This window comes from Pseudomonas sp. NBRC 111138 (assembly GCF_001320835.1).
GTDB lineage: Bacteria > Pseudomonadota > Gammaproteobacteria > Pseudomonadales > Pseudomonadaceae > Aquipseudomonas > Aquipseudomonas paracarnis.
In genome coordinates this window covers 24453-45053 of record NZ_BCBO01000015.1, presented here as the reverse complement: position 1 = coordinate 45053, position 20601 = coordinate 24453, and the positions used below count along the sequence as shown (strand labels likewise).

The 20601-nt window shown below is 60.6% G+C and carries 15 protein-coding genes; 4 read left to right on the top strand and 11 right to left on the bottom strand.

What is annotated here, in order from left to right:
* Positions 1 to 88: 88 nt before the first annotated feature.
* The 3 genes from APH41_RS03310 (at position 89) to APH41_RS03300 (ending at position 8325) form a co-directional block, all read left to right on the top strand.
* Positions 89 to 5362 carry an SET domain-containing protein-lysine N-methyltransferase gene (locus APH41_RS03310; RefSeq protein ID WP_054917399.1) on the top strand — a complete coding sequence of 1758 codons (5274 nt, stop codon included), beginning with the start codon at positions 89 to 91 and terminating at the stop codon, positions 5360 to 5362.
* 177 nt (positions 5363 to 5539) lie between these two features.
* Positions 5540 to 7183: an MFS transporter gene (locus tag APH41_RS03305; protein ID WP_054917398.1), complete on the top strand. Its 1644-nt coding sequence runs from the start codon at positions 5540 to 5542 to the stop codon at positions 7181 to 7183.
* Complete coding sequence (locus tag APH41_RS03300; RefSeq protein ID WP_054917397.1) at positions 7180 to 8325, top strand: HlyD family secretion protein; 1146 nt, start codon at positions 7180 to 7182, stop codon at positions 8323 to 8325. Before APH41_RS03305 ends, APH41_RS03300 begins: the two co-directional genes overlap by 4 nt.
* A 121-nt stretch (positions 8326 to 8446) precedes the next feature.
* Here APH41_RS03300 and APH41_RS03295 read toward each other — a convergent pair whose 3' ends face one another.
* The 9 genes from APH41_RS03295 to copC all read right to left on the bottom strand — a co-directional run bounded on the left by APH41_RS03295 (position 8447) and on the right by copC (position 17051).
* Positions 8447 to 9307 (bottom strand): aldose 1-epimerase, encoded by an 861-nt coding sequence (locus APH41_RS03295; RefSeq protein WP_054898248.1) that lies wholly within the window; start codon positions 9305 to 9307, stop codon positions 8447 to 8449.
* Positions 9308 to 9452: 145 nt separating this feature from the next.
* Positions 9453 to 10733, bottom strand: coding sequence for a TRAP transporter large permease (locus tag APH41_RS03290; protein WP_032903436.1), 1281 nt, complete (start codon positions 10731 to 10733; stop codon positions 9453 to 9455).
* A gap of 1 nt (position 10734) precedes the next feature.
* Positions 10735 to 11262, bottom strand: a complete 528-nt coding sequence (locus tag APH41_RS03285) for a TRAP transporter small permease (protein WP_054898249.1) — start codon at positions 11260 to 11262, stop codon at positions 10735 to 10737.
* A gap of 65 nt (positions 11263 to 11327) precedes the next feature.
* Entirely contained in the window at positions 11328 to 12290 is a 963-nt protein-coding gene (locus APH41_RS03280; RefSeq protein ID WP_054917396.1) for a TRAP transporter substrate-binding protein, read from the bottom strand.
* Between the two features lie 45 nt (positions 12291 to 12335).
* Entirely contained in the window at positions 12336 to 13211 is an 876-nt protein-coding gene (locus APH41_RS03275; RefSeq protein WP_054917394.1) for an SMP-30/gluconolactonase/LRE family protein, read from the bottom strand.
* A gap of 26 nt (positions 13212 to 13237) precedes the next feature.
* Complete coding sequence (locus APH41_RS03270; protein WP_054917392.1) at positions 13238 to 14056, bottom strand: NAD(P)-dependent oxidoreductase; 819 nt, start codon at positions 14054 to 14056, stop codon at positions 13238 to 13240.
* 230 nt (positions 14057 to 14286) lie between these two features.
* Complete coding sequence (locus tag APH41_RS03265; protein WP_034127961.1) at positions 14287 to 15549, bottom strand: OprD family porin; 1263 nt, start codon at positions 15547 to 15549, stop codon at positions 14287 to 14289.
* 275 nt (positions 15550 to 15824) lie between these two features.
* Positions 15825 to 16682 carry a copper homeostasis membrane protein CopD gene (gene copD, locus APH41_RS03260; RefSeq protein WP_054917390.1) on the bottom strand — a complete coding sequence of 286 codons (858 nt, stop codon included), beginning with the start codon at positions 16680 to 16682 and terminating at the stop codon, positions 15825 to 15827.
* Between the two features lie 3 nt (positions 16683 to 16685).
* On the bottom strand, positions 16686 to 17051 hold the full coding sequence (gene copC, locus APH41_RS03255) for a copper homeostasis periplasmic binding protein CopC (RefSeq protein ID WP_034127959.1): 366 nt from the start codon (positions 17049 to 17051) through the stop codon (positions 16686 to 16688).
* A 116-nt stretch (positions 17052 to 17167) separates the two neighbouring features.
* On the opposite strand from copC, the gene APH41_RS03250 reads away from it, so the two are divergent.
* Positions 17168 to 17788: a TetR/AcrR family transcriptional regulator gene (locus tag APH41_RS03250; RefSeq protein ID WP_014719000.1), complete on the top strand. Its 621-nt coding sequence runs from the start codon at positions 17168 to 17170 to the stop codon at positions 17786 to 17788.
* Positions 17789 to 17912: 124 nt separating this feature from the next.
* Here APH41_RS03250 and preA read toward each other — a convergent pair whose 3' ends face one another.
* Both preA and APH41_RS03240 read right to left on the bottom strand, forming a co-directional pair.
* Complete coding sequence (gene preA / locus APH41_RS03245) at positions 17913 to 19187, bottom strand: NAD-dependent dihydropyrimidine dehydrogenase subunit PreA (RefSeq protein ID WP_054917387.1); 1275 nt, start codon at positions 19185 to 19187, stop codon at positions 17913 to 17915.
* The gene (locus tag APH41_RS03240; protein WP_054917429.1) at positions 19187 to 20554 is read right to left on the bottom strand and encodes an NAD(P)-dependent oxidoreductase; all 1368 of its coding nucleotides are present in this window, start codon (positions 20552 to 20554) and stop codon (positions 19187 to 19189) included. The genes preA and APH41_RS03240 overlap by 1 nt, the downstream gene beginning before the upstream one ends.
* Positions 20555 to 20601: the final 47 nt, after the last annotated feature.

Sequence of the window (20601 nt, the reverse complement as noted above, 5' to 3'; positions counted from 1 at the left end):
CTCATTGAGCGCTGACACTCAGTGAACGGCCGCAAGCGCCGAAACGCGCTTTTGCCTGGATGATTCTTCGACTATGCACAGGCGCTTTATGACAATTACCGCAGCACATACGCATTTTTCGCTTCCCTTGGCAGCAGCTGAAAAACGGCCACCGCTTGTGGCCGATGACCTTGAACCGTCGTTGACGCCCCAGCGTCCCAGCCAGAATTTGCCATTGCCCAACAGTCCTGTCTTCTCACTGGGCCATTTGGGCGGGGCATTATCCTGGCCAAATCCCTTGAGTGCAGACGAGCAGCGGCGCTTGCGCCTTGCGACGATGAATTACGCACACCCTTTGGGCGACCAACCGCTGGTGATGCAAACCAAGGGTGGCGTACTGGAGTTTCTGCGGTATCGCCAGCCGCTGCCGGCAGAAGTGGGGAGCGACCCGGCCAAAATACTCGAAGCGCTGGTCAATTCCCCGCAAGGGCAACGGATGGGCAACGCGCTGCAGCAAACAATGCAGGGCATTGACAGCGAAAGCAGCGCGAGCGATTACCTACTGGCCGCTATCGCACTGCAGATGGACCCTGAGTCGATCACCGCACCCGATTGCAACAGCGTCGCCGGGTTTGATCTGGGCGGTGACACGCATGGGGGACACCACGCAGCCACGGTAGTGGCTGGCTTGGCCGAACATTTGAGTCGTACTGGCAAAACCAGCGCTGCACTGGCAAGTGTCGGCGCGTACCTGTTGCTGGCCAAGTCGGCGCCGCAGTTTCTGATCAAAGACATTCCTGCGACGGTGAAAGTCGGCAGCCAGGCATGGGCCAGCCTGGCGATTGCTGCGATGACGATTGAGGCGCAGACGCCGGGCAAAGTCCCCGGCATGACGTTTGCCCAGGTCATGAGCGAGGCGCAAGAAGCACGGCGGGTTGACCCAGGAGTTACCCAAGCGGCAGAGACGGTGGCATTGCTGGACTGGGCCGTGGCCAGTGGCGTTCTCACAAAAAGACAGAATGGCGACTATCCACCCGCGCAACTTGAATCGGCAAGGGCCGCATTCAACGCGCAGATGGACACCCGGCTCACTGCCTCCCATGCACTGGATAAGGCATTGCCCACGCGAAAAGAGATCGCCCTGACCAAGCTCAAGGAGCGATTTGGCGACCTTGGCGCGTTTTTCGAGGAGAAAGTATTTGCTGTCGATCAGCACTACGTGAAGATTGAAGGGGGAGGTATTTCGCTCTTGGATGTCGCCATGGACGACTGGCTGGAGTCCCGGCCTTTCAAGGCGCACGAACCCAGCAGCTCACTCAAGGGCAACGACCTGCAAAGGGTACTAACGAGTTTGAACGCCAATCGGCAATTTGGCGTGCCGGCAGAATTCGAACGGCAGTTCAGCCGTGCAATGGAGGAAAAAAAGGCCGCCGTCAATACAACGGTCAGGCACATGATCTCGCAACTGCCCTTACAGGATCGCAAGCATTTCGAGTTTGGAAAGGTCAGTTTTTTCCAGGAAGGCTCATACGTCATGGATGGGCATTTCAATAATACGTATGCTCAAAATGAACCAGGGCTGCTGGTCAAGACCGAGCTGCAAGGCACGTCGCACGCCTACGTCATCGACTTCAACAAAGGCACGATTGAAAAGACGAGCCTTTACAGTACAAAGGTTAAGGAAGACAGGGATGGCAACAAGGTTTCGACGACCAAAGTATTCACGCCCAGCCATAAAGCCGATGATCTGGGACGTGAGCGACCGCTGAATAACGCGCCTTGGGATAGCTTTACCAGCGCTCGATCCCATGGGATTGCCACGGCGTTTGTCGAACACTTGGACCTCGACGATCCCGCTATCAAACAGCAGGCCCGTGGGCAAACCGCCTTGGACAAGGCGAACACACAGCTGAGCGAGTTTTTGTTGAACCTGATCCCGTTCAGGTCCGCCATTGTCAATTTTCAGAACGGGCAGTATGGCGCGGGTGCTTTTGACCTCTTGCTGGATGTATTCGGTTTTCTTACCGCCGGCACCTCCACCGCAGGAAAGTTGCTCAAGGTCGGCCGTTCTGCGTTGTCTGCCGGGGCCAAGGCATTGCGGGCGGTGAAGGTCATCGGCGTGGCGGCCATTGACGTACTCAACCCCGTCGGCGGGGTGGGCGATTTGCCCAGGTTGGTGGGTAGCGCTGGTCTCTATGTATTGTCCAAAGGCGTCAAGGCCGTCAACAAGCTCAGGGGCGCCACCGGCAGTTATGACGTGTTGAAGGCGATCAGCAAACAGTACGAAGCCGCCGCAACGGGCACCGTGAAGGTGGCAGGCCAGACGGTGGAGGGGGCCGCGGTGCTCAAGGGTGGCAAGTGGTATGCATTCGATGCCGACGCGATGCGGCCTTATGGCGGCCCGCTCGATGAGTTCAAGGCCGCAACCCAGGCTGTCGACGGTGAGGTGGACACTGCAAGCTTCGATGGGCCAAGTGAGCTGAGCCATGAGCTGTTCGGGCACTTCAAAGTGCCTGAATCCAAAATCGCAGGGCTCACACGCAACAGCCAGGGCGTATATGTGGCAGCCGATGGGCACTCCTCGCACATACGCCATACCGACAGCAACGGTGACACAGCGGTGTATGAGGTGCGCCAGGTGTCGCGCACGGAAGACGGCACCGTGCAGGCCCGGGTTTATCACAACAACCGGCAAACCGAGTTGTTGGTCCAGCATGTACAGGGCGACGAATGGCAACGCCTGGGGGCACCCGGCGGCGGGCAGATCACTGCTGAGCACTTGAAGGCCTGGGAGGCCTTGTCGCCGCAGGAGCAGATAAGGCTGACCCGAAAGGGCTTTGCCAAGCAGAATAAACTCACACAGAAAACCTTTGAGTTTTTCGTAAAGCCAGACGGTCAGTTAACCGATAGCGGCGTGCTCGTGCGTGATCGCCCTGCCAACGCATTCACCGCAAAGGTGACCGAAACGCATGTGCGTGATTGGAAAAACATGACCCAGGCGCAGCGTGACGAAATGACCCAGGAGGGGTTTGCTGTTCTTCATAACCTTCGGCCGGGTACGTTCAAAACGTATGCGCGCAAGGACGGTACCCTGATGACCCGCGGGGAAACGCTGATCAACTCCTCTGTTCCCACCAAAAGTAACCAGATTACCGATGATCATTTACGCCAGTGGGATGAGCTTTTCAGGCAACCAGGCAACTCATTGACGTCAGCGCAGTTCGTGAGCCAGCACGGGCTCAGCCAACGTAGCTGGGCGCAGTACGTCAACGCGGATGGCTCATTGAAGGGGGCGGGCGCGCAGCGTCTGGAACGCGCACTGCAAAGCGCCGCACGGGCGTCCGCTGTTCAGGCCCAGACCCCCATGGCCGATCATTTGCGCGCTTGGCAGGCGTTATCATTGGAGCAGCAGCAAAGCCTTACCCCCGCAGGCTTCGCCCGGCAGCAACATCTGCACCCGAAAGTGTTCAATCGCTATGTAAAACCAGATGGTCAGTTGACCGCTATCGGCGTGGCGGTGCGCGACCGTGCACCCAATACGCCATTTTATACCGTGACTGAAACCCATATCCGTGATTGGCAAGACATGCCACAGACGGAGCGTGACGAAATGACGCTCGAGGGGTTTGCCGAGCTTTATCACGTTAATCCAGGCTCGTTCAAAACCCATGTGCGGCGAGACGGTACATTGGGGCCGGTCGGTAGAGAACTGATGGACAGGGTGGTCGGTATTGCCCCTAACAAGATTACCGACGACCACCTTCGCCAGTGGAAAGCCTATTTCGAGGACCCGAATAATGCGATCACGCAAGCGCAGTTCACAAGCGAGAACGGGCTCCATCCAGCCACTTGGAGAGACTGGGTCAACGCTGATGGCTCCTTGAAAAAGACCGCCAGCGAACGCCTTGAGCGCGCCGCACTGGGCCCGATCACCCATGTTCCCAGGGCGCGCATGGAGTTGATCACGGCTGGGCATTTGCGCGAGTGGGAGGCGTTGCCGCCCGCGCAGCAACGAAGCCTTACACGCAGGGGCTTTGCTCGCCAGAAACATCTATCCCCGAGAACCTTTGAGTATTACGTGCAACCTGACGGCAAATTGAGCCCTGCCGGTGTGACGGTGCGCGACCGCTCTGCCAACATGGCGGCGGGCAGGGTGACCGAAACGCATATCGATAGGTGGCAAAAGCTGACGCAGCAGGCGCGTGAGACCATGACCATGGAGGGGTTCGCCGTTCAGCATAACCTGAGTGTGCATTCGTTCAGAGCGTATGTCCGTCCTGATGGTGGCCTGTCGGCGGCCGGCGAAGCCCTGATGAAGAATGTAACCGATGGCGCCTATCGCAGGATTACCGGTGACCTTTTGCGCCAGTGGCAAGCGCTTGCCGAGAGCGCAGACAACTCCGTCACGCAGGCGCAGTTTGTGCAACAGCACAGGCTTAGTCCAGACCTCTGGAGTAAGTACGTGAGAGCGGACGGCTCGTTTACAGCGAACGCCTCGCAACGTCTGGGACGGTTACAGCAAGGCACTGGGCCGCGCCCCGTTCCTGGGCAATCGGTTACGGATAGTCCACGAAAACGCCCCGCATCAGAGCCCTTGGACCCGCCACCATCAAAGGTCGGCGCCGGCACAACGCAAGGCCTGGAGGCCCCAGCCCCCGCTTCGACAGTCCCGCCCGTGGTGATCAAGGTTGAACCCAGCGATTTCCCGACATTGCCTCGTCATCAGATCGACAACACGCTGCCGATTCTGCAGGACCCGGTGAACCCCAGAATCAGCTTGACCCAATCACTCGAAGGCCCGATCGATGACATCCGCATCTCCCACTGGAATGGCGTGCTCGATGGGCTTGATAGCCCGACTAAGGCGAGGGTTTCAGCACAGATCAAGGCGTCGATCAAAGACTGGCTGCGCACCGAAGGCCAGCATCAGACTCGATTTGACGATGCCCTGGAGGTGGTCACGCCGTTGGACGATGGGGGGCCGGCTCGCGGCGCTTCGGTATGGGCGCGGCGCGATATCCCCCAATATGAAGTGCTTGGCCCTTATGCAGGCAAATACCATGCAGACGAAGCGTCACTGTTCGAGGAGCAGCGCAAGCAAGGTTCGCGGGCTGTAATGACTTACCTGTTCGGTACGCGCTCGGGTACCCGGACGGTGAGCGGCCTGCACACTGGCAACACCTTGAGCCTGATCAATACCTCGCAACTGGGCGAGGGGCCTGCGTGGATGTCCAACAATGTCGTGTCCATCGCGGTCGGGAAAAACCTGACGTTCTATGTGGCGCTCAAGGACATCAAGAGAGGCGAGGAGCTACTGCTGGACTATGGACCGTTCTATAAGCCGGTGCCTGATGTAGCGATCAAGCCGGACCCTGATCGCTGAGTTCAAGCGCTGGGCGAAGGGGCAAGACAAATGATGCCGGGCAGTGGGCGCCATTTGACTGTGCCCCATTGACGATCAATTGCGTCCTCAAGATGGCAACATGAACGCCTCTCAGGTTACTGTTCCTCTGTGTAACGGATTCACCGGCCTTGCACCCCGGCTTACCAAGGTCACCGAATGGATAAATACACCCCCCACACCTGGCAACCCCACGAGCGGCCGAGCCTGCCTGGCTCGCCGTCGACGCCGCTGCATCCTACGCGTAAGCGCTGGCTTTTCGCGCTGGTCGGCGTGCTGGTGGCAATCACCGGCGGCTTGGGTAACGCCCTGGTCATCGCCAACCTGCAATACCTGCAAGGCGCCCTGGGCGCGACCACCGCGGAAATGGCCTGGCTGCCCGCCGCCTATGTAATGACCAACGTGTGCATGAACCTGCTGCTGGTAAAGTTTCGCCAGCAGTTCGGCCTGCGCGCGTTTACCGAGGTGTTCCTGGTGCTCTACGCGCTGGTGACCTTCGGCCACTTGTTCGTCAATGACCTCAGTTCGGCGATTGCGGTACGGGCCGCCCATGGCATGGTGGGTGCGGCGCTGAGTTCGTTAGGCTTGTACTACATGATCCAGGCATTCCCGGCCAAGTGGCGGTTGAAAGCTTTGGTGTTGGGGCTGGGTACCGCACAATTGGCGCTGCCCCTGGCGCGGCTGTTCTCCGAAGACTTGCTGCAAATCGCTGAATGGCGCGGGCTGTATTTGTTCGAACTGGGCCTGGCGCTGATCTGCCTGGGCTGCGTGTTCCTGCTCAAGCTGCCGCCGGGCGATCGCTTCAAGACCTTTGAAAAACTCGACTTCCTCACCTTCGCCATCCTCGCCAGCGGCGTGGCGTTGCTCTGTGCGGTGCTGTCCCTTGGGCGCATCGATTGGTGGCTGGAAGCGCCGTGGATCGGCGTGGCCTCCGCCTGTTCCCTGGTGCTGATCATGGCGGGGCTCGCCATCGAGCATAACCGCAGCAACCCGATGCTGATGACGCGCTGGCTGGGCAGCGGCGTGATGATCCGCCTGGCGTTGGCGGTGGTGCTGATTCGCATGGTGCTGTCCGAGCAATCCACCGGTGCGGTGGGGTTCATGCAGATGTTGAACATGAGCTACCAGCAGATGCACACCCTGTACGTGGTGATGCTGGCCGGGGCGATTGCCGGGCTGGTGGTCAGCGCGCTGACGATCAACCCGGCGCATTTGCTGATGCCGCTGATCATTTCCCTGGCGCTGATGGCGACAGGTTCGGTGATGGACAGTTTTTCCAGCAACCTGACCCGTCCGCAGAACCTCTATATCAGCCAGTTCCTGCTAGGCTTCGGCGGTACGTTCTTCCTGGGGCCGACCATGGTGCTGGGCACCAAAAACGTACTGACCAACCCGCGCAACCTGGTGAGCTTCTCGGTGATGTTCGGGATCTGCCAGAACCTTGGCGGCCTGATCGGCGCGGCGTTGCTGGGCACCTTCCAGATCGTGCGCGAGAAGTATCATTCGAGCATGATCGTCGAGCACCTGACCCTGATCGATCCGCTTGTGGCGGCGCGGGTGCAGAGTGGTGGGGCGGCCTATGGCAAGATCGTCGCTGACCCGGAACTGCGCAACCTCATGGGCATCCGCAGCCTGGCCACGGCGGCCACCCGTGAGGCGAACGTCATGGCTTACAACGATGTCTTCATGCTGATCGCGATTATCGCGATCCTGACCATGCTGTGGATCTTCACCCGCAGCCTGTGGCTGATGAGCACGACCAAGGCAACTCCTCCTGTTCAACCCAGCGGCGCGACTTCATGACTGAACCTTCAACCACCACCACGACTGCCATTGCCGCCACGCCGGAAGGCAGCACGCCACCGGGCGCGGTGCCCACCCAATTGCGGCCCTTGCGCGTGCGGATCATCTCGTCCCTGGGCTTTGCCGCCATCGCCATCATCGGTGTGCTGATCGTGTTGTACGCCTGGCAACTGCCGCCGTTCAGCAGCGCGGTGGAAACCACCGAAAACGCCCTGGTGCGTGGGCAGGTGACGATTATCGGCCCGCAACTCAGCGGCTATGTGTTCGAAGTGCCGGTGCAGGACTTCCAGTACGTCAAGACCGGCGACCTGCTGGTGCGCCTGGATGACCGTATCTACAAGCAACGCCTCGACCAGGCCCTGGCGCAACTGGCGGTGCAGAAGGCCTCGTTGGCCAACGTGGTGCAGCAACGCAACAGCGCCGAAGCGACCATCAAGCTGCGCCAGGCCGCGCTGGTCGACAGTCAGGCCCAGGCACGCAAGAGCACTGCGGATTTGCGCCGCAATGAAGAACTGATCAGCGATGGCTCGGTGTCCAAACGCGAACTGGACGTGACCCGTGCGGCCAACGCACAGACCATCGCTGCCGTGGCCCAGGCCCAGGCCAGCCTGGAAATCGCCCGCCAGGATTTGCAGACGGTAATCGTCAACCGCGGCTCCCTGGAGGCAGCTGTCGCGAGTGCCGAGGCGGCGGTGGAGTTGGCGCGCATTGACCTGTCCAATACACGCATCACGGCACCACGGGATGGTCAGCTCGGGCAGATCGGCGTGCGCCTGGGCGCCTACGTCAATTCCGGCGCGCAACTGATGGCGCTGGTGCCCAAGCAGTTGTGGGTGATTGCCAATATGAAAGAAACCCAGATGGACAATGTGCAGGTCGGCCAGCCGGTGACGTTCACCGTGGATGCGCTGAACCACCGCAAGTTCCATGGCACGGTGCAGCATATTTCCCCGGCCACTGGTTCCGAGTTCAGCCTGTTGCAGGCGGACAACGCCACCGGCAACTTCGTCAAGATCGCCCAGCGGGTGCCGGTGCGCATCATCGTGGACCCGGACCAGGCCGAGAGTGAGCGCTTGCGACCGGGGTTGTCGGTGGTGGTGAGTATCGATACGGCAGGGCGCCTGAAAAACAGCCCACCCTGACGTTGACGCATCCTCTGACTGTAGGAGCGAGCTTGCTCGCGAAAAACGTCAACGATAACGCGTGTTTTCTGAATGAACGCGGCGCCTGTGAGTTTTTCGCGAGCAAGCTCGCTCCTACAGTTCAGGCATTTGGAGTGCATTTCAGGTTGAATGCCAGGTGGGTTGACTGGCCTTGCTCCAGCAGCTTAAGGCCAGGCTTGCCCGCCAGGTGATGGGCATTCACCGGATGGCTCACCGGCTCGATGCAGAAAAACTCCAACCCCGGCGGGCAGTACAGCAGGAAGTAATCGGCGCCGCTGGCCTGGCATTCGAGGCAGTAGCCAAGCTCCGGTTGTTCGATCACGCAGTGCCCATCCCAGCCGCAAAAGCCGTTGTCCACCAGCCCCTCTGGCAATCCTTTGAGTTGCCGGAAATCCCAGGCTTCGGTAACAGGTTCCAGCCTTGTGGGCAGCTTGGCTGCATCACTCATCCACACTTGCCTAGCCTTGGCCTGCAGCCGCGTACCCGGCCGGCGCGGCAAGTACGGATGCAAGCCCAGCCCATGCCAGGCGGGTTGCTCGGCCAAGTGAGTTACACACAATTGGATATTCAACTCACCGCTGTTCAAGCGAAACCGCTGGCGGGCGTGATAGGCGAAGGGCGTTTCGCAGCGCAGCTCCAACACCACTTCATGTTCTGACTGGCTTGTCACCTGCCATGCCTGCTGCCAGGCCGAACCGTGAATCGGAAAAGGGTCAGTGAGGCTATTGGGTGCCAGTGCCAGCCAGCCATCGGGGTTGTCGAAGCCGCCGTGGGCGATGCGGTTGGACCAGGGCGCTAATGGATAGCAGCCTAGCTTGCCCGGCAGCCCGGTATTGATCGCGTGCTTGTCGCTGTGCCGCAACAGCGGTTGCCCGGTGTCGCGTACCGTCCAGTTGACGAGGCTGCCGCCGATGGCGGGGGCGAGCACCAGATGGGTGAATTGATCCGAAAGCTCAATCACGATTGACCTGCCTAGTGAAGTCAAAACAAACACTGAGGATTCAACTGTGGGAGCTGGCTTGCCTGCGATAGCGGTGTATCAGTCACGAATGCGTTCACTGACAGATCGCTATCGCAGGCAAGCCAGCTCCCACATTGGTTTGCCTTTACAGCACCAAGTGGGGCAACCACAGCGACAACGCCGGAACGTAGGTCACCGCAATCAGCACCAGGAACAACACCGCATAAAACGGCAGCAGGGCCTTTACGGTTTTCTCGATGCTGGTCTTGCCCACCGCCGCGCCGACAAACAGCACCGCGCCCACCGGCGGGGTAATCAGGCCGATGCCCAGGTTCACCAGCATGATCATGCCGAAGTGGACCGGGTCGACGCCGATGCCCAGGATCACCGGCATCAGGATAGGCGTGAGGATAAGAATCAGCGGCGCCATGTCCATCACCGTGCCGAGCAACAACAGCATGACGTTGATGCACATCAGGATCACGTAGCGGTTGTCCGACAGGGTCAGGAACAGCGTGGTGATCTTCGCCGGGATCTGCATCAGGGTCATGATGTAGCCGAAGCTGGCGGCGAAGGCGATCAGGATCATCACGATGGAAATGGTGCGCACCGTGCGATGCATCAGCTTGGGCAGCTCGCGCCATTTGTAGTCGCGGTAGATGAACATGGTCACGAAGAATGCCCACAACACCGCAATCGCCGCCGACTCGGTGGCGGTGAAGATGCCCGAGAGGATGCCGCCCAGGATGATCACCATGGCCATCAAGCCCCAGAGCGCATCGGCGGCGATCTTCAGCGCCTGCTTCAAGGGGATGACTTCGCCTTTGGGGTAGTCGCGCTTTTTCGCGAAGATCAGGCAGAGCACCATCAGGCACGCGCTCATTAACAGGCCTGGCACCACACCGGCCATGAACAGCGAGGCGATGGAGACGGTACCGCCTGCCGCCAGGGAGTACAGCACCGAGTTATGGCTGGGCGGCGTCAGCAGCGCCTGCACCGAACCGCTGACGGTCACGGCGGTGGCGAATTCGCGCGGATAACCCCGCCGTTCCATTTCCGGAATCAGCACCGAGCCGACCGAGGCGGTATCGGCCACGGATGAGCCGGAAATCGCGCCAAAAAACGTCGAAGCCATGATGTTGACCAGGGACAACCCGCCACGCACAAAGCCCACCAGCACCCCGGCAAAGGCCACCAGGCGCCGCGACATACCGCCCTCGGCCATGATCGCCCCGGCCAGCACGAAGAACGGAATCGCCATCAGCGAAAACTTGTTCACCCCACCGGCAATCTGAATCATCAGGGCCTGGAACGGGATGTCGATCCACCACGCGCCAATCAGTGCCGACAGCCCCAATGCATAGGCCACCGGCATGCCGATCAGAATCAATACAACAAAGCTGCCCAACAGAATCAATGCGTCCATATCAGGCGGCCCCTTCGTTTTCTTCAACCAGATCGAAACGCACCACCTTGCGGTTGCTCTGATCACCGAGCAGCAGCTTTTCGACCACGAACACCAGGGTCAGCACGCCGCCAATCGGGATCGGCATATAGGTGATGCCTACGCGCAGGGTAGGGATGGCGCTCATGAATTGGTTCCAGGTGGACAGGCACAGCTTGGTGCCCCAAATCGTCATGAACACGCAGATGGTGCCCATCAGCAGTTGCGAGAGGATGCCGACGAGGCGGCGTTGGACAGGCGGCAAGCGGTCAGTGATCATCGCTACCGACATGTGCGCACCGGCACGATAACTGGCAGCGGCGCCGATAAAGGTGAACACCAGCATCAGCAGGATGGCGGTGGGCTCCGGCCAGCTGGAACCGGTGCCGAGGGCGTAGCGGGTGAAGATACCCCAGGGAATGATCAAGGCGACCCCCAGGACGGAAAGACCGGCTACCCAGATGCAGGTCATGTAAAGGCGGTCATTGAAGCGCAGCAGTAAAGTCTTCATGGCGTTCACCGTGACCGGGCGCGTCGATGCCGACCGCGCCGGGCCTTATGCAGGGGCAGGGGAGGTTATTGAACCGCGTCGATGCGCTTGATCATGTCCGCATACGGCGCACCGTATTTGGCACGCACCGCCGCAGTGGCCTCATAGAAGGGCTTTTTGTCGACAGTGATGAACTCCACGCCGGCCTTCTTGAGTTTCTCTTCACTGCTGGCGGACTTGGCGTCCCAGAGCACGCGCTCATCAGCCTGGGCGGCCTTGGCGGCGGCCTTGACCATGTTCTGCTGGGCGGGGTCGAGCTTGTTCCAGGTGATTTTCGACATCACGATGGGTTCAGGCAGGATCAGGTGTTCGGTGAGGGTGTAGTACTTGGCGTTCTGGAAGTGGTTGTGTTCCAGCAAGGTCGGCGGGTTGTTTTCCGCGCCGTCGATGACCCCGGTCTGCAGGGCGCTGAAGATCTCGCCGGTGTCCATGGCAATGCCGTTGGCGCCCATGGCGTTGAAGGCTTCGATGAAAATCGGGTTGCCTTGCACGCGGATCTTCATGCCCTTGAGGTCTTCGATCTTGCGCACCGGTTTCTTGGTATAGAGATTGCGCGTGCCGCCATCCATCCAGGCCAGGGCCACCAGGCCGAACTCGGAGTTGGTGATCTTGGCGAGGATCTCGTCGCCAATCTCGCCATCGATGACCTTGCGCATATGCGCCTGGTCGCGGAATACGAACGGCAGGTTGAACACGTTCACGTCCGGCACCACCGGGCCGACGATGCCGAGGCTGACGCGGGTCATTTGCACGGCGCCGACCTGGGCCTGTTCGACCACTTCCTTCTCGGAGCCCAGCACACCGCCGGGGAAATACTTGAAGGTCAGCTCGCCGTTGCTCGCCTTGGTCAGGGCCTTGCCCATGTTTTCTTCTGCGACAACGGTGGGGTAGCCAGCGGGGTGGATGTCGGCGAACTTGATTTCCAGCGCGTGGGCTGCGCTGCTGAGGGTGAAGATTGCAGCGGCGAGCAAGGTGCGTTTGAAGTCCATGGAAGTCACTCCTGTCTTGTTATTGTTGTATTCAAGGCACAGCGATTAAACGATGAAGCGGGGTTCGGGCAGTCCTTGGACGCCGGGGTTGAGGGCGAACACGCCACCAGACAGCGACTGTTCACTCGGGTCGTCGCGGATGGAGGTGACGTACAGAGTGTCCAGGCGGCTGCCACCGAAGGCGCACATGGTGGGTTTTTTCACGGGCACGCTCAGGGAGCGGTCCAGGCGACCGTCGGGGGTGAAACGGTGGACCAACCCGGCGTCGTTGGCGCAGATCCAGTAACCGCCCTCGGCGTCCACCGCTGCACCGTCGGGACGTCCGGGGAAGTCGTTCATATCAATGAACAGGCGGCGATTGGACGGCGTGCCGGTCTCGATGTCGTAGTCGAACGCCCAGACCTTTTGTACCTTCGGGTGCGAATCGGAAGCGTACATCGTGCGACCATCGGGGCTGAAAGCCAGGCCGTTGAGGGTGATGAACCCCTCCAGTAGCGCGTGGGGCGCAGCCCCGGACCCATAGCGATAAAGGACGCCCTCGGCGGCGTTCAAGCCCATGTCCAGCACCATGCTGCCGGCCCAGAAACGGCCCTGGCGATCGCAGCGGCCATCGTTCAAACGCATGTCCTTGCGTGAATGCTCGATGCTGGCCAGCGGCACGGTGTCGAGGCTGCCGTCGTTGTGGGGCGTGAGTTGGAAGAAGCCGGTTTGCATGCCAGCGACCCAATTGCCTGCCTGGGTGCGCGCAATACAGGCGAGCATCTCTGGGGCTTTCCACGCCGCCAGATGGCCGGTGGCGGCGTTCCAGCGTTGCAGGCCGCCGTTGGGGATATCTACCCAATACAGGGCGTTTTCTTCGGGCACCCACACCGGGCATTCGCCCACCGCATTGCGGGCATCGACAATCAGTTCAGCAGTCATGGTCATTCCCTTGGGTTGCGGGGCACTCAGTCACCGAACGGCCCCGCCGCGCAGAACGCACCGCCCTGGTAGACCTTGGCCGGGTCATCGGCGGCCACGGGCGGTTGGGTTTCGACCTGGGCGCGGAACACTTCGGAGCTGTCTTTGGGGGCAAAGCCCAGGTGCGCGGCGTAGCGGTTGTCCCACCAGGTGTCGAGGTTGGCCGACATGCCGTACACCACGGTATGGCCGACGTTGGGCGTGTACAGCGCGCGTTCGAGCAGTTGGGTCAGGTCGTCGAAACTCAGCCAGGTGTGCATCATCCGGCGGTTCTGCGGTTGCGGGAACGAAGAGCCGATACGGATGCTCACGGTCTCGATGCCATAACGGTCGAAGTAGAAACTGGCCATGTCTTCGCCGTAGGACTTGGACAGGCCGTAGTAACTGTCCGGGCGGCGCGGGGAATGGGCGTCGAGTTGCACGCCCTGTTTGTAGAAACCAATCACGTGATTGGAACTGGCGAAGATCACCCGCTTGACCCCGTGGCGGCGGGCCGCTTCGTAGATATGGAAAATGCCGCTGATGTTCGCGCCCAGCACCTCTTCGAACGAGCGCTCCACCGAAACGCCGCCAAAGTGCAGGATGGCGTCGACGCCCTCTACCAACTGATGCACGGCGTGTTTGTCGGCCAGGTCGCAGATGTGTACCTCTTCGCGAGCGTCAGTGGCGGGGGCCATTTCAGCGATATCCGAAAGGCGCAGCACCTGGGCATAAGGACGCATGCGTTCACGCAGGACCTTGCCCAGGCCGCCGGCGGCACCAGTGAGCAACAGACGGTTGAAGGGAGCGGGGGTGGTGGTGGTCATGGGCCTTCCAGATTTTTGTTGTAGGTTGTCGTATGACTATGGGGAAATAGTGTTAGGGATTCCTGGTGTTGTCAACGTCCTTCCAGGCACATGAGATCAAAGGTGGGAGCTGGCTTGCCTGCGATAGCGGTGAGTCTGAAAAGGATGTGGTAACTGACCCACCGCTATCGCAGGCAAGCCAGCTCCCACATGGATAGGTGGCACCTTAGAGATCGGATTTGCCTTTGGAACTACAACAACGAAATCGGATAGCTGATAAAAATCCGGTTCTCATCGAACTCGTTATTGCTGAAATCCCGACGCATGGTCGAGTTGCGCCACTTCACATTGAGGTTCTTCAGCGCACCGCTCTGCACCGTGTAGGCCAACTCCGACTCACGCCCCCACTCCTTGCCGTCGGTGATCGCCCCGGTGTGTACATTGCTGCCGCTGATATAGCGGTTCATCAGGGTCAGCCCCGGAACGCCGAGCACCACAAAGTTGAAGTCGTGGCGCACCTGCCAGGACTTTTCCTTGGCGTTGTCGTAGCTGGCGTTGTAGCTGTCGTTGGCCAGAGTGCCGCCGCTGGTGCCGTTGATGCGCATCCAGGCGCTGTCGCCGCTGAGTTTTTGCAGGCCAACATAGAAGGTATGGCCGTTGTATCTGGCCGAGAGCAGGGCGAACAGGGTCTTGTTATCGAGGTCGCCGGCCAGGGCGCTGCCGTCTTCCTTGCCGTTGAAGAACCCGAGGTTGGCGCCCAGGGTCCAGTCTCCCAGCGGCTGGCTGTGGGTGAGGTTGAGGTACTGCTGTTGGTAGATATCAGTCAGTTCGGCGTACCACAGGCCGACCTGGGTACGTTTGTCGTTGAAAGTGTATTCGCCGCCGCCGAAGTTGAAACGGTCCGAAGTGAACGCGGCTTTACCGTTCATGAACATGTCTTCCATGCTCGCGTCGTTGCGTGGGCTGTTGCCCCGAAACTGGCCACCGTAGAGCGTCAGGCCGGCGATTTCATTGGAGGTGACCTGGCCGCCACGAAAGGTCTGGGGCAGGGAGCGGCCATCATCGGAACGCAAGATCGGCAGCACCGGCATCCATTCGCCAACCTTCAACTCGGTCTTCGACAGCCTGGTTTTCAGCGCGACACCCAGACGCCCGAAATTGTCGGCGGGGCGGCCATCGTCATGCACCGGCAACAGTTGGGTACCGGCGGTGCCTTTGCCGCCATCAAGCTTTTGCGAATACAGGCCCAGCACGTCAATCCCGAAACCGACCGTGCCCTGGGTAAAGCCGGACTTGGCATCAAGGATAAAATTCTGCGTCCACTCTTCGGCCTTGCCCTGGGGGTTGGTCGGGTTGGTGAAGTTGCGATTGAAGTAGGCATTACGCAGGTTGAGCGTGGCCTTGGCGTCGTCGATAAAGCCTTCGGCGTTGGCACCCAGCGGCAGAGTGACGGCCAGGCTGCCGAGACCGAGAAGGCCCAGGCGAGTGCAGGAATGACGGGCGGATTGACTCACAGTGAGGCTCCCTTTGTTTTGTTGTTTTTATTATTTGTCATACGTTGTCGTACAACATTGAGCGCGATATTTGCGAGGTTTTGAGGGCATGTCAAGCAGAAGTTATACGATGACTTGGGTGAAACGATTCAACGCAGCGGCACGGTCGCCCCCTGTAGGAGCGAGCTTGCTCGCGAAAACGTCAACGATAACGCGTGCTTCCTGAATGAACGCGGCGTCTGTGAGTTTTTCGCGAGCAAGCTCGCTCCTACATGGATTGCATTGCAACGCAGGTTTCAGCCAGCCATGACCATCGGCGGCAGGGTGCCAAGCAGGGAAACCGCAGCCACTGCTGCAACGCCCAACAGCCACTCCATCATCACACTGGCTCTCAAACTGCCCAGGCGTTGTTCGCAGCGCTTGATACGCAACCGGTTCAACAGCGCCAACCCCAGCATGCCCAGCACCAGCCCCACCTTGATCAGCAGGATCAAGGCGAAGCCCTCGAACAGCGGCGTGGGCCACAGTTGCCCGGTGAGCACGCGCACGTTGATCAGACCGGTTACCAGCAGGCCGCCGACCAAGCCATATCCCACACCACTGAAGCGACGCAGAATCGGCTCCAGGTGGTGGTCTTGCGCCTGCCGGAGGATCAGCACCAACACCAGCAACCCACCGAGCCAGGCCCCAACGCACAGCAGGTGCACTACCTGGTTAAGGATCAGCAACCGCCCACTCAGCCCGTCGAGCATGGCGCCATGGCCTACGGGGGCCAGGGTCGCCAGCAGCAGGGCGAGCAGCGGCAAGCGCAAGGCCGGCCAGGGCTTGATCAGCACGATCACCAGCAGCAGGTTCAGCAGCAGATGCCAGGCCCATACCTGGCCAAAAAAGGTCTTGCCCAGCACCAACTGCACCGTGGCCGGTTGCAGCGCCGAATCCCAACTGCCGGCCATGCTGGCGGTGATCAACAGCAACCACACAACCCCGGTGAACAGCCCCAAGCCGGCCAGGCCACGGGTGATGCGCAGCAATTGCCGGTCCAGTGTCGGCTGCACATGAGCGCCGAGCAGCCAGGGCCTGAATACCCAGGCCCCGAACATTAGCAACACGACGCAAAAGTGCAGGAAGCGGCACAGCACCAGCAGGGTTGCCATGGGTTATTGGCCGACCTTGAAGCTGTAAGTGCCTTCGCTTTTGTGAGTGTCGACGGACACTGCATGCCATTCGACTTTATAGGTGCCGTTTGCCAGCGCAGCGGCAGGCGTGACCACCAGTGTCTTCTTGTCGGCGTCCGGAGTTTCCAGGCCCTTGATGGCGATTTCGGTGCCGTCCTTGCTCAGGGAGACCTTGGTGAAGGTGGCTTCGACGCCTTCGCTGAAGGTCAGGCGCAGGTCTTTGGGTGCGGCGACTTTGCTGTCAGCCGCAGGCTCCGCGCTCTTGAGGTGGGCGTGGGCAAACGCCGTGGAGGCGCCCAGCAGGGCAGTGAACAGGACAGCAGCGGTCAGGGACTTCTTGAGCAACATTGTTCAATACCGATCAGAGGATAGGAGCCGGCAGTGTACGAAGTTTCGGCTTGGCCTGTCGCCCCGATCTAGAGCCGGTGGTAGTCTTTAGGCCGTGTTGTTGTCAGGGAGCCCTTATGGGCAATCACAAGATCGGAATTCGTCGGGTCAACGTCGAGAAAATCCTGCTGGCGGCGGAGAAGGTCTTCGCCAACAAAGGCTATGGCAGCACCGCCATGGCCGACATCGCCGAAGAAGCGCAACTGCCGCGCTCCAACCTGCATTACTACTTCACCACCAAAAGCGAGCTGTACAGCGCGGTGCTGTTCGACCTGCTGGAGTTGTGGAAGCAGGACGCCCTGAGCTTTGAAACCTTCGACGACCCTCGGGTGGTGCTCAGCAGCTACATCCGCGCCAAGATGCAGCGCTCGCGCACGCGCCCATATGGCTCCAAGGTCTGGGCCAATGAAATCATTCACGGCGCGCCCACACTCGGCGAGGCCCTGGATGAAAGCCTGTACGACTGGGCCAAGATGAAGGAAGCGAAGATTCGCCAATGGGTGCAAGACAAACGCATCCTGCCGGTGGAGCCCTCGAGCTTGCTGTACATGATCTGGGCCTCGACCCAGCACTACGCCGACTTCGATCACCAGGTGAAGATTCTGAATGATCACCAGCCGTTGTCGGACAGGCAGTTCGAGAAGGCCATTCAGACCGTGACCGGTGTGATTTTGCGCGGGATTGGGTTGGAGCCTTGAGCTGATCGTTCCCACGCTCCGCGTGGGAATGCCACCCTCGACGCTCCGCGTCCGCTCTTGCCAGCGTGACGCGGAGCGTCACAGGATGCGTTCCCACGCGGAGCGTGGGAACGAGGGGCTAGGGTTACACGGCCTCCCGGTAAGGATTGCGCGGGTCCTGCGTCCAGTTCAAAAACGGCTTGCCGGTATCGATCGGCACCATCTCGATGCAGTCGGCCACCGGGCAGGTGATCTGGCACAGGTTGCAGCCCACGCACTCATCGTCGATCACCTCATACAGATGCGTGCCATCGGCCTGCTTCAAGCTGGCAATGGCCTGGTGCGAGGTGTCCTCGCAGGCAATATGACAACGCCCACAGCCAATGCACGCCGCTTGATCAATCTTGGCGATGACCTGGTAGTTGATGTCCAGGTACTTCCAGTCTGTGGTATTGCCCACCGCCCGCCCGGAAAACGCCTGCAGGTTGGCATGGCCTTGGGTGTCCATCCAGCGCGACAAGCCATCCTTCATTTCTTCAACGATGCGAAACCCATGCAGCATCGCCGCCGTGCACACCTGCACCGCGCCGCAGCCCAGGGCGACGAATTCCGCGGCGTCGCGCCAGGTGCCGATACCGCCGATGCCGCAGATCGGCAGGCCGTTGGTCTGTGGGTCACGGGCGATTTCGGCGACCATGTTCAACGCAATCGGCTTGACCGCCGAGCCGCAGTAACCACCATGGGTGCTCTGGGTACCGACCACTGGCAGGGCGACCATGCGCTCCAGGTCCACGCTGGTGATGGAGTTGATGGTGTTGATCAGCGACACCGCATCGGCGCCGCCGCGATAGGCCGCCCGCGCCGCCACGCGGATGTCGGTGATGTTCGGCGTGAGCTTGACGATCACCGGCAGCGAACAATACGTCTTGCACCAGCGCGTCACTTGCTCCACGTACTCCGGCACCTGGCCGACGGCGGCGCCCATGCCCCGTTCGGGCATGCCATGAGGGCAGCCGAAGTTCAGTTCGATGCCGTCGCAGCCGGTCGCCTCCACCAAGGGCAGGATGTTTTTCCAGGACGCTTCGACACAAGGCACCATGAGCGAGACGATCAGTGCGCGGTCCGGCCAGTCCTTTTTCACCTGGGTGATTTCCCGTAGGTTGATCTCCAGGGAACGGTCGGTGATCAGTTCGATATTGTTGATGCCCAGCACTTCGCGGTTGGCGCCATAGTGCGCGGAGTAACGCGACGACACGTTCACCGCCGCCGGGTCTTCCCCCAGGGTTTTCCACACGACGCCACCCCAGCCGGCCTCGAAGGCGCGCACCACGTTGTAGGCTTTGTCGGTGGGCGGCGCGGAGGCCAGCCAGAACGGATTGGGCGCTTTGATACCGGCGAATACAATCGAGAGATCGGCCATTACGCAGCCTCCACAGTCAGCATGAGTTGGGCATGCATGGCTTCGGCGGCCCGCTTGCCATGTTGTACCGCCTGAACGGTGAGGTCCTGGCCGAGGCTGACGCAATCGCCGCCGGCATACACCCCTGGGATGCTGGTGCGCAGTTGCTCATCGACGAAGATGCGCTCGCCGACGCGATGCAGTTGCTGGGCCAGCGGATCGTGCAGGGCGTCGTTGTCGAAGCCTTGCCCGATCGCCTTGAAGATCGCGTCGGCGGCCAGTTCGAAGGTTTCCCCGGTAGGCAGCAGGCGACCGTTTTCCAGGCAGGTGCGGGCAAAGCGCATGCCGCGTACGCGGCCTTGGTCATCGAGCAGGACCTCGTCGGGTTGCGCCCAGGTCAACAGCCGTACTTGATTGGCCTTGGCGATGTCCTGTTCGTGGTGGGTTGCGCCCATGTCGGCCAGGCCACGGCGGTATACCAGGTTGACATCGCGGGCACCGAGGCGGGCCATCTGCACGGCCATGTCGATGGCGGTGTTGCCGGCGCCGAGCACGATGCAGCGGTCGGCCAGGGGCAGTTGGCTGAGGTCATCGGCCTGGCGCAGTTCGTGGATATAGTCGGTGGCGGCGAGCAGGCCGGGGGCGTCCTCAAAGGGCAGGCCCAGCTGTTTGCTGGCAGCGAGACCCAGGCCGAGGAACACCGAATCGAATTGCTGGTGCAGTTCGCTCAAGGTCAGGTTGTCGCCCAGGCGCTGGCCGTGGCGAACCTCGATGCCGCCAATCTGCAGGAGGAAATCCAGTTCCTTCTGGGCGAAGTCGTCCACCAGTTTGTATTTGGCGATTCCGTATTCATTCAGTCCGCCGGCTTTTTCCCGCGCTTCGAAAATCACCACGTCATGACCGTGCAAGGCGGCGCGGTGAGCGCAGGCCAAACCGGCAGGCCCGGCACCGACCACGGCGATGCGCTTGCCAGTGGGCGCGGCGCGTTGGAACGGGTGTTCGCTGAAGTGCGCGTTGTCGATGGCATAGCGTTGCAACAGGCCGATCAGCACGGGGGCGCATTCTTCGGCGTTATTGCGTACGCAGGCTTGCTGGCAGAGGATTTCCGTCGGGCACACCCGTGCGCAACTGCCACCGAGGATGTTGGCCGAGAGGATTTTCTGCGCGGCCCCTTGCACGTTCTCGGTGTGGATATTGCGAATGAACGAAGGGATGTCGATCTCGCTGGGGCACGCATTCACACAAGGCGCGTCGTAGCAGTACAGGCAGCACGAGGCTTCCAGTTGGGCCTGGCGGGCGTTGAGGGGCGGTGCCAGGTCGGTGAACTGGCTGGCGAGGGTGGCCCCGTCTTCGCGGGGGTGGGGGAGGTGGGTCAGGGTCTGGATCACGGTGTTGGCCTCACGGTTATTGAGGTGCTGCCTCTGATGGGCGATCG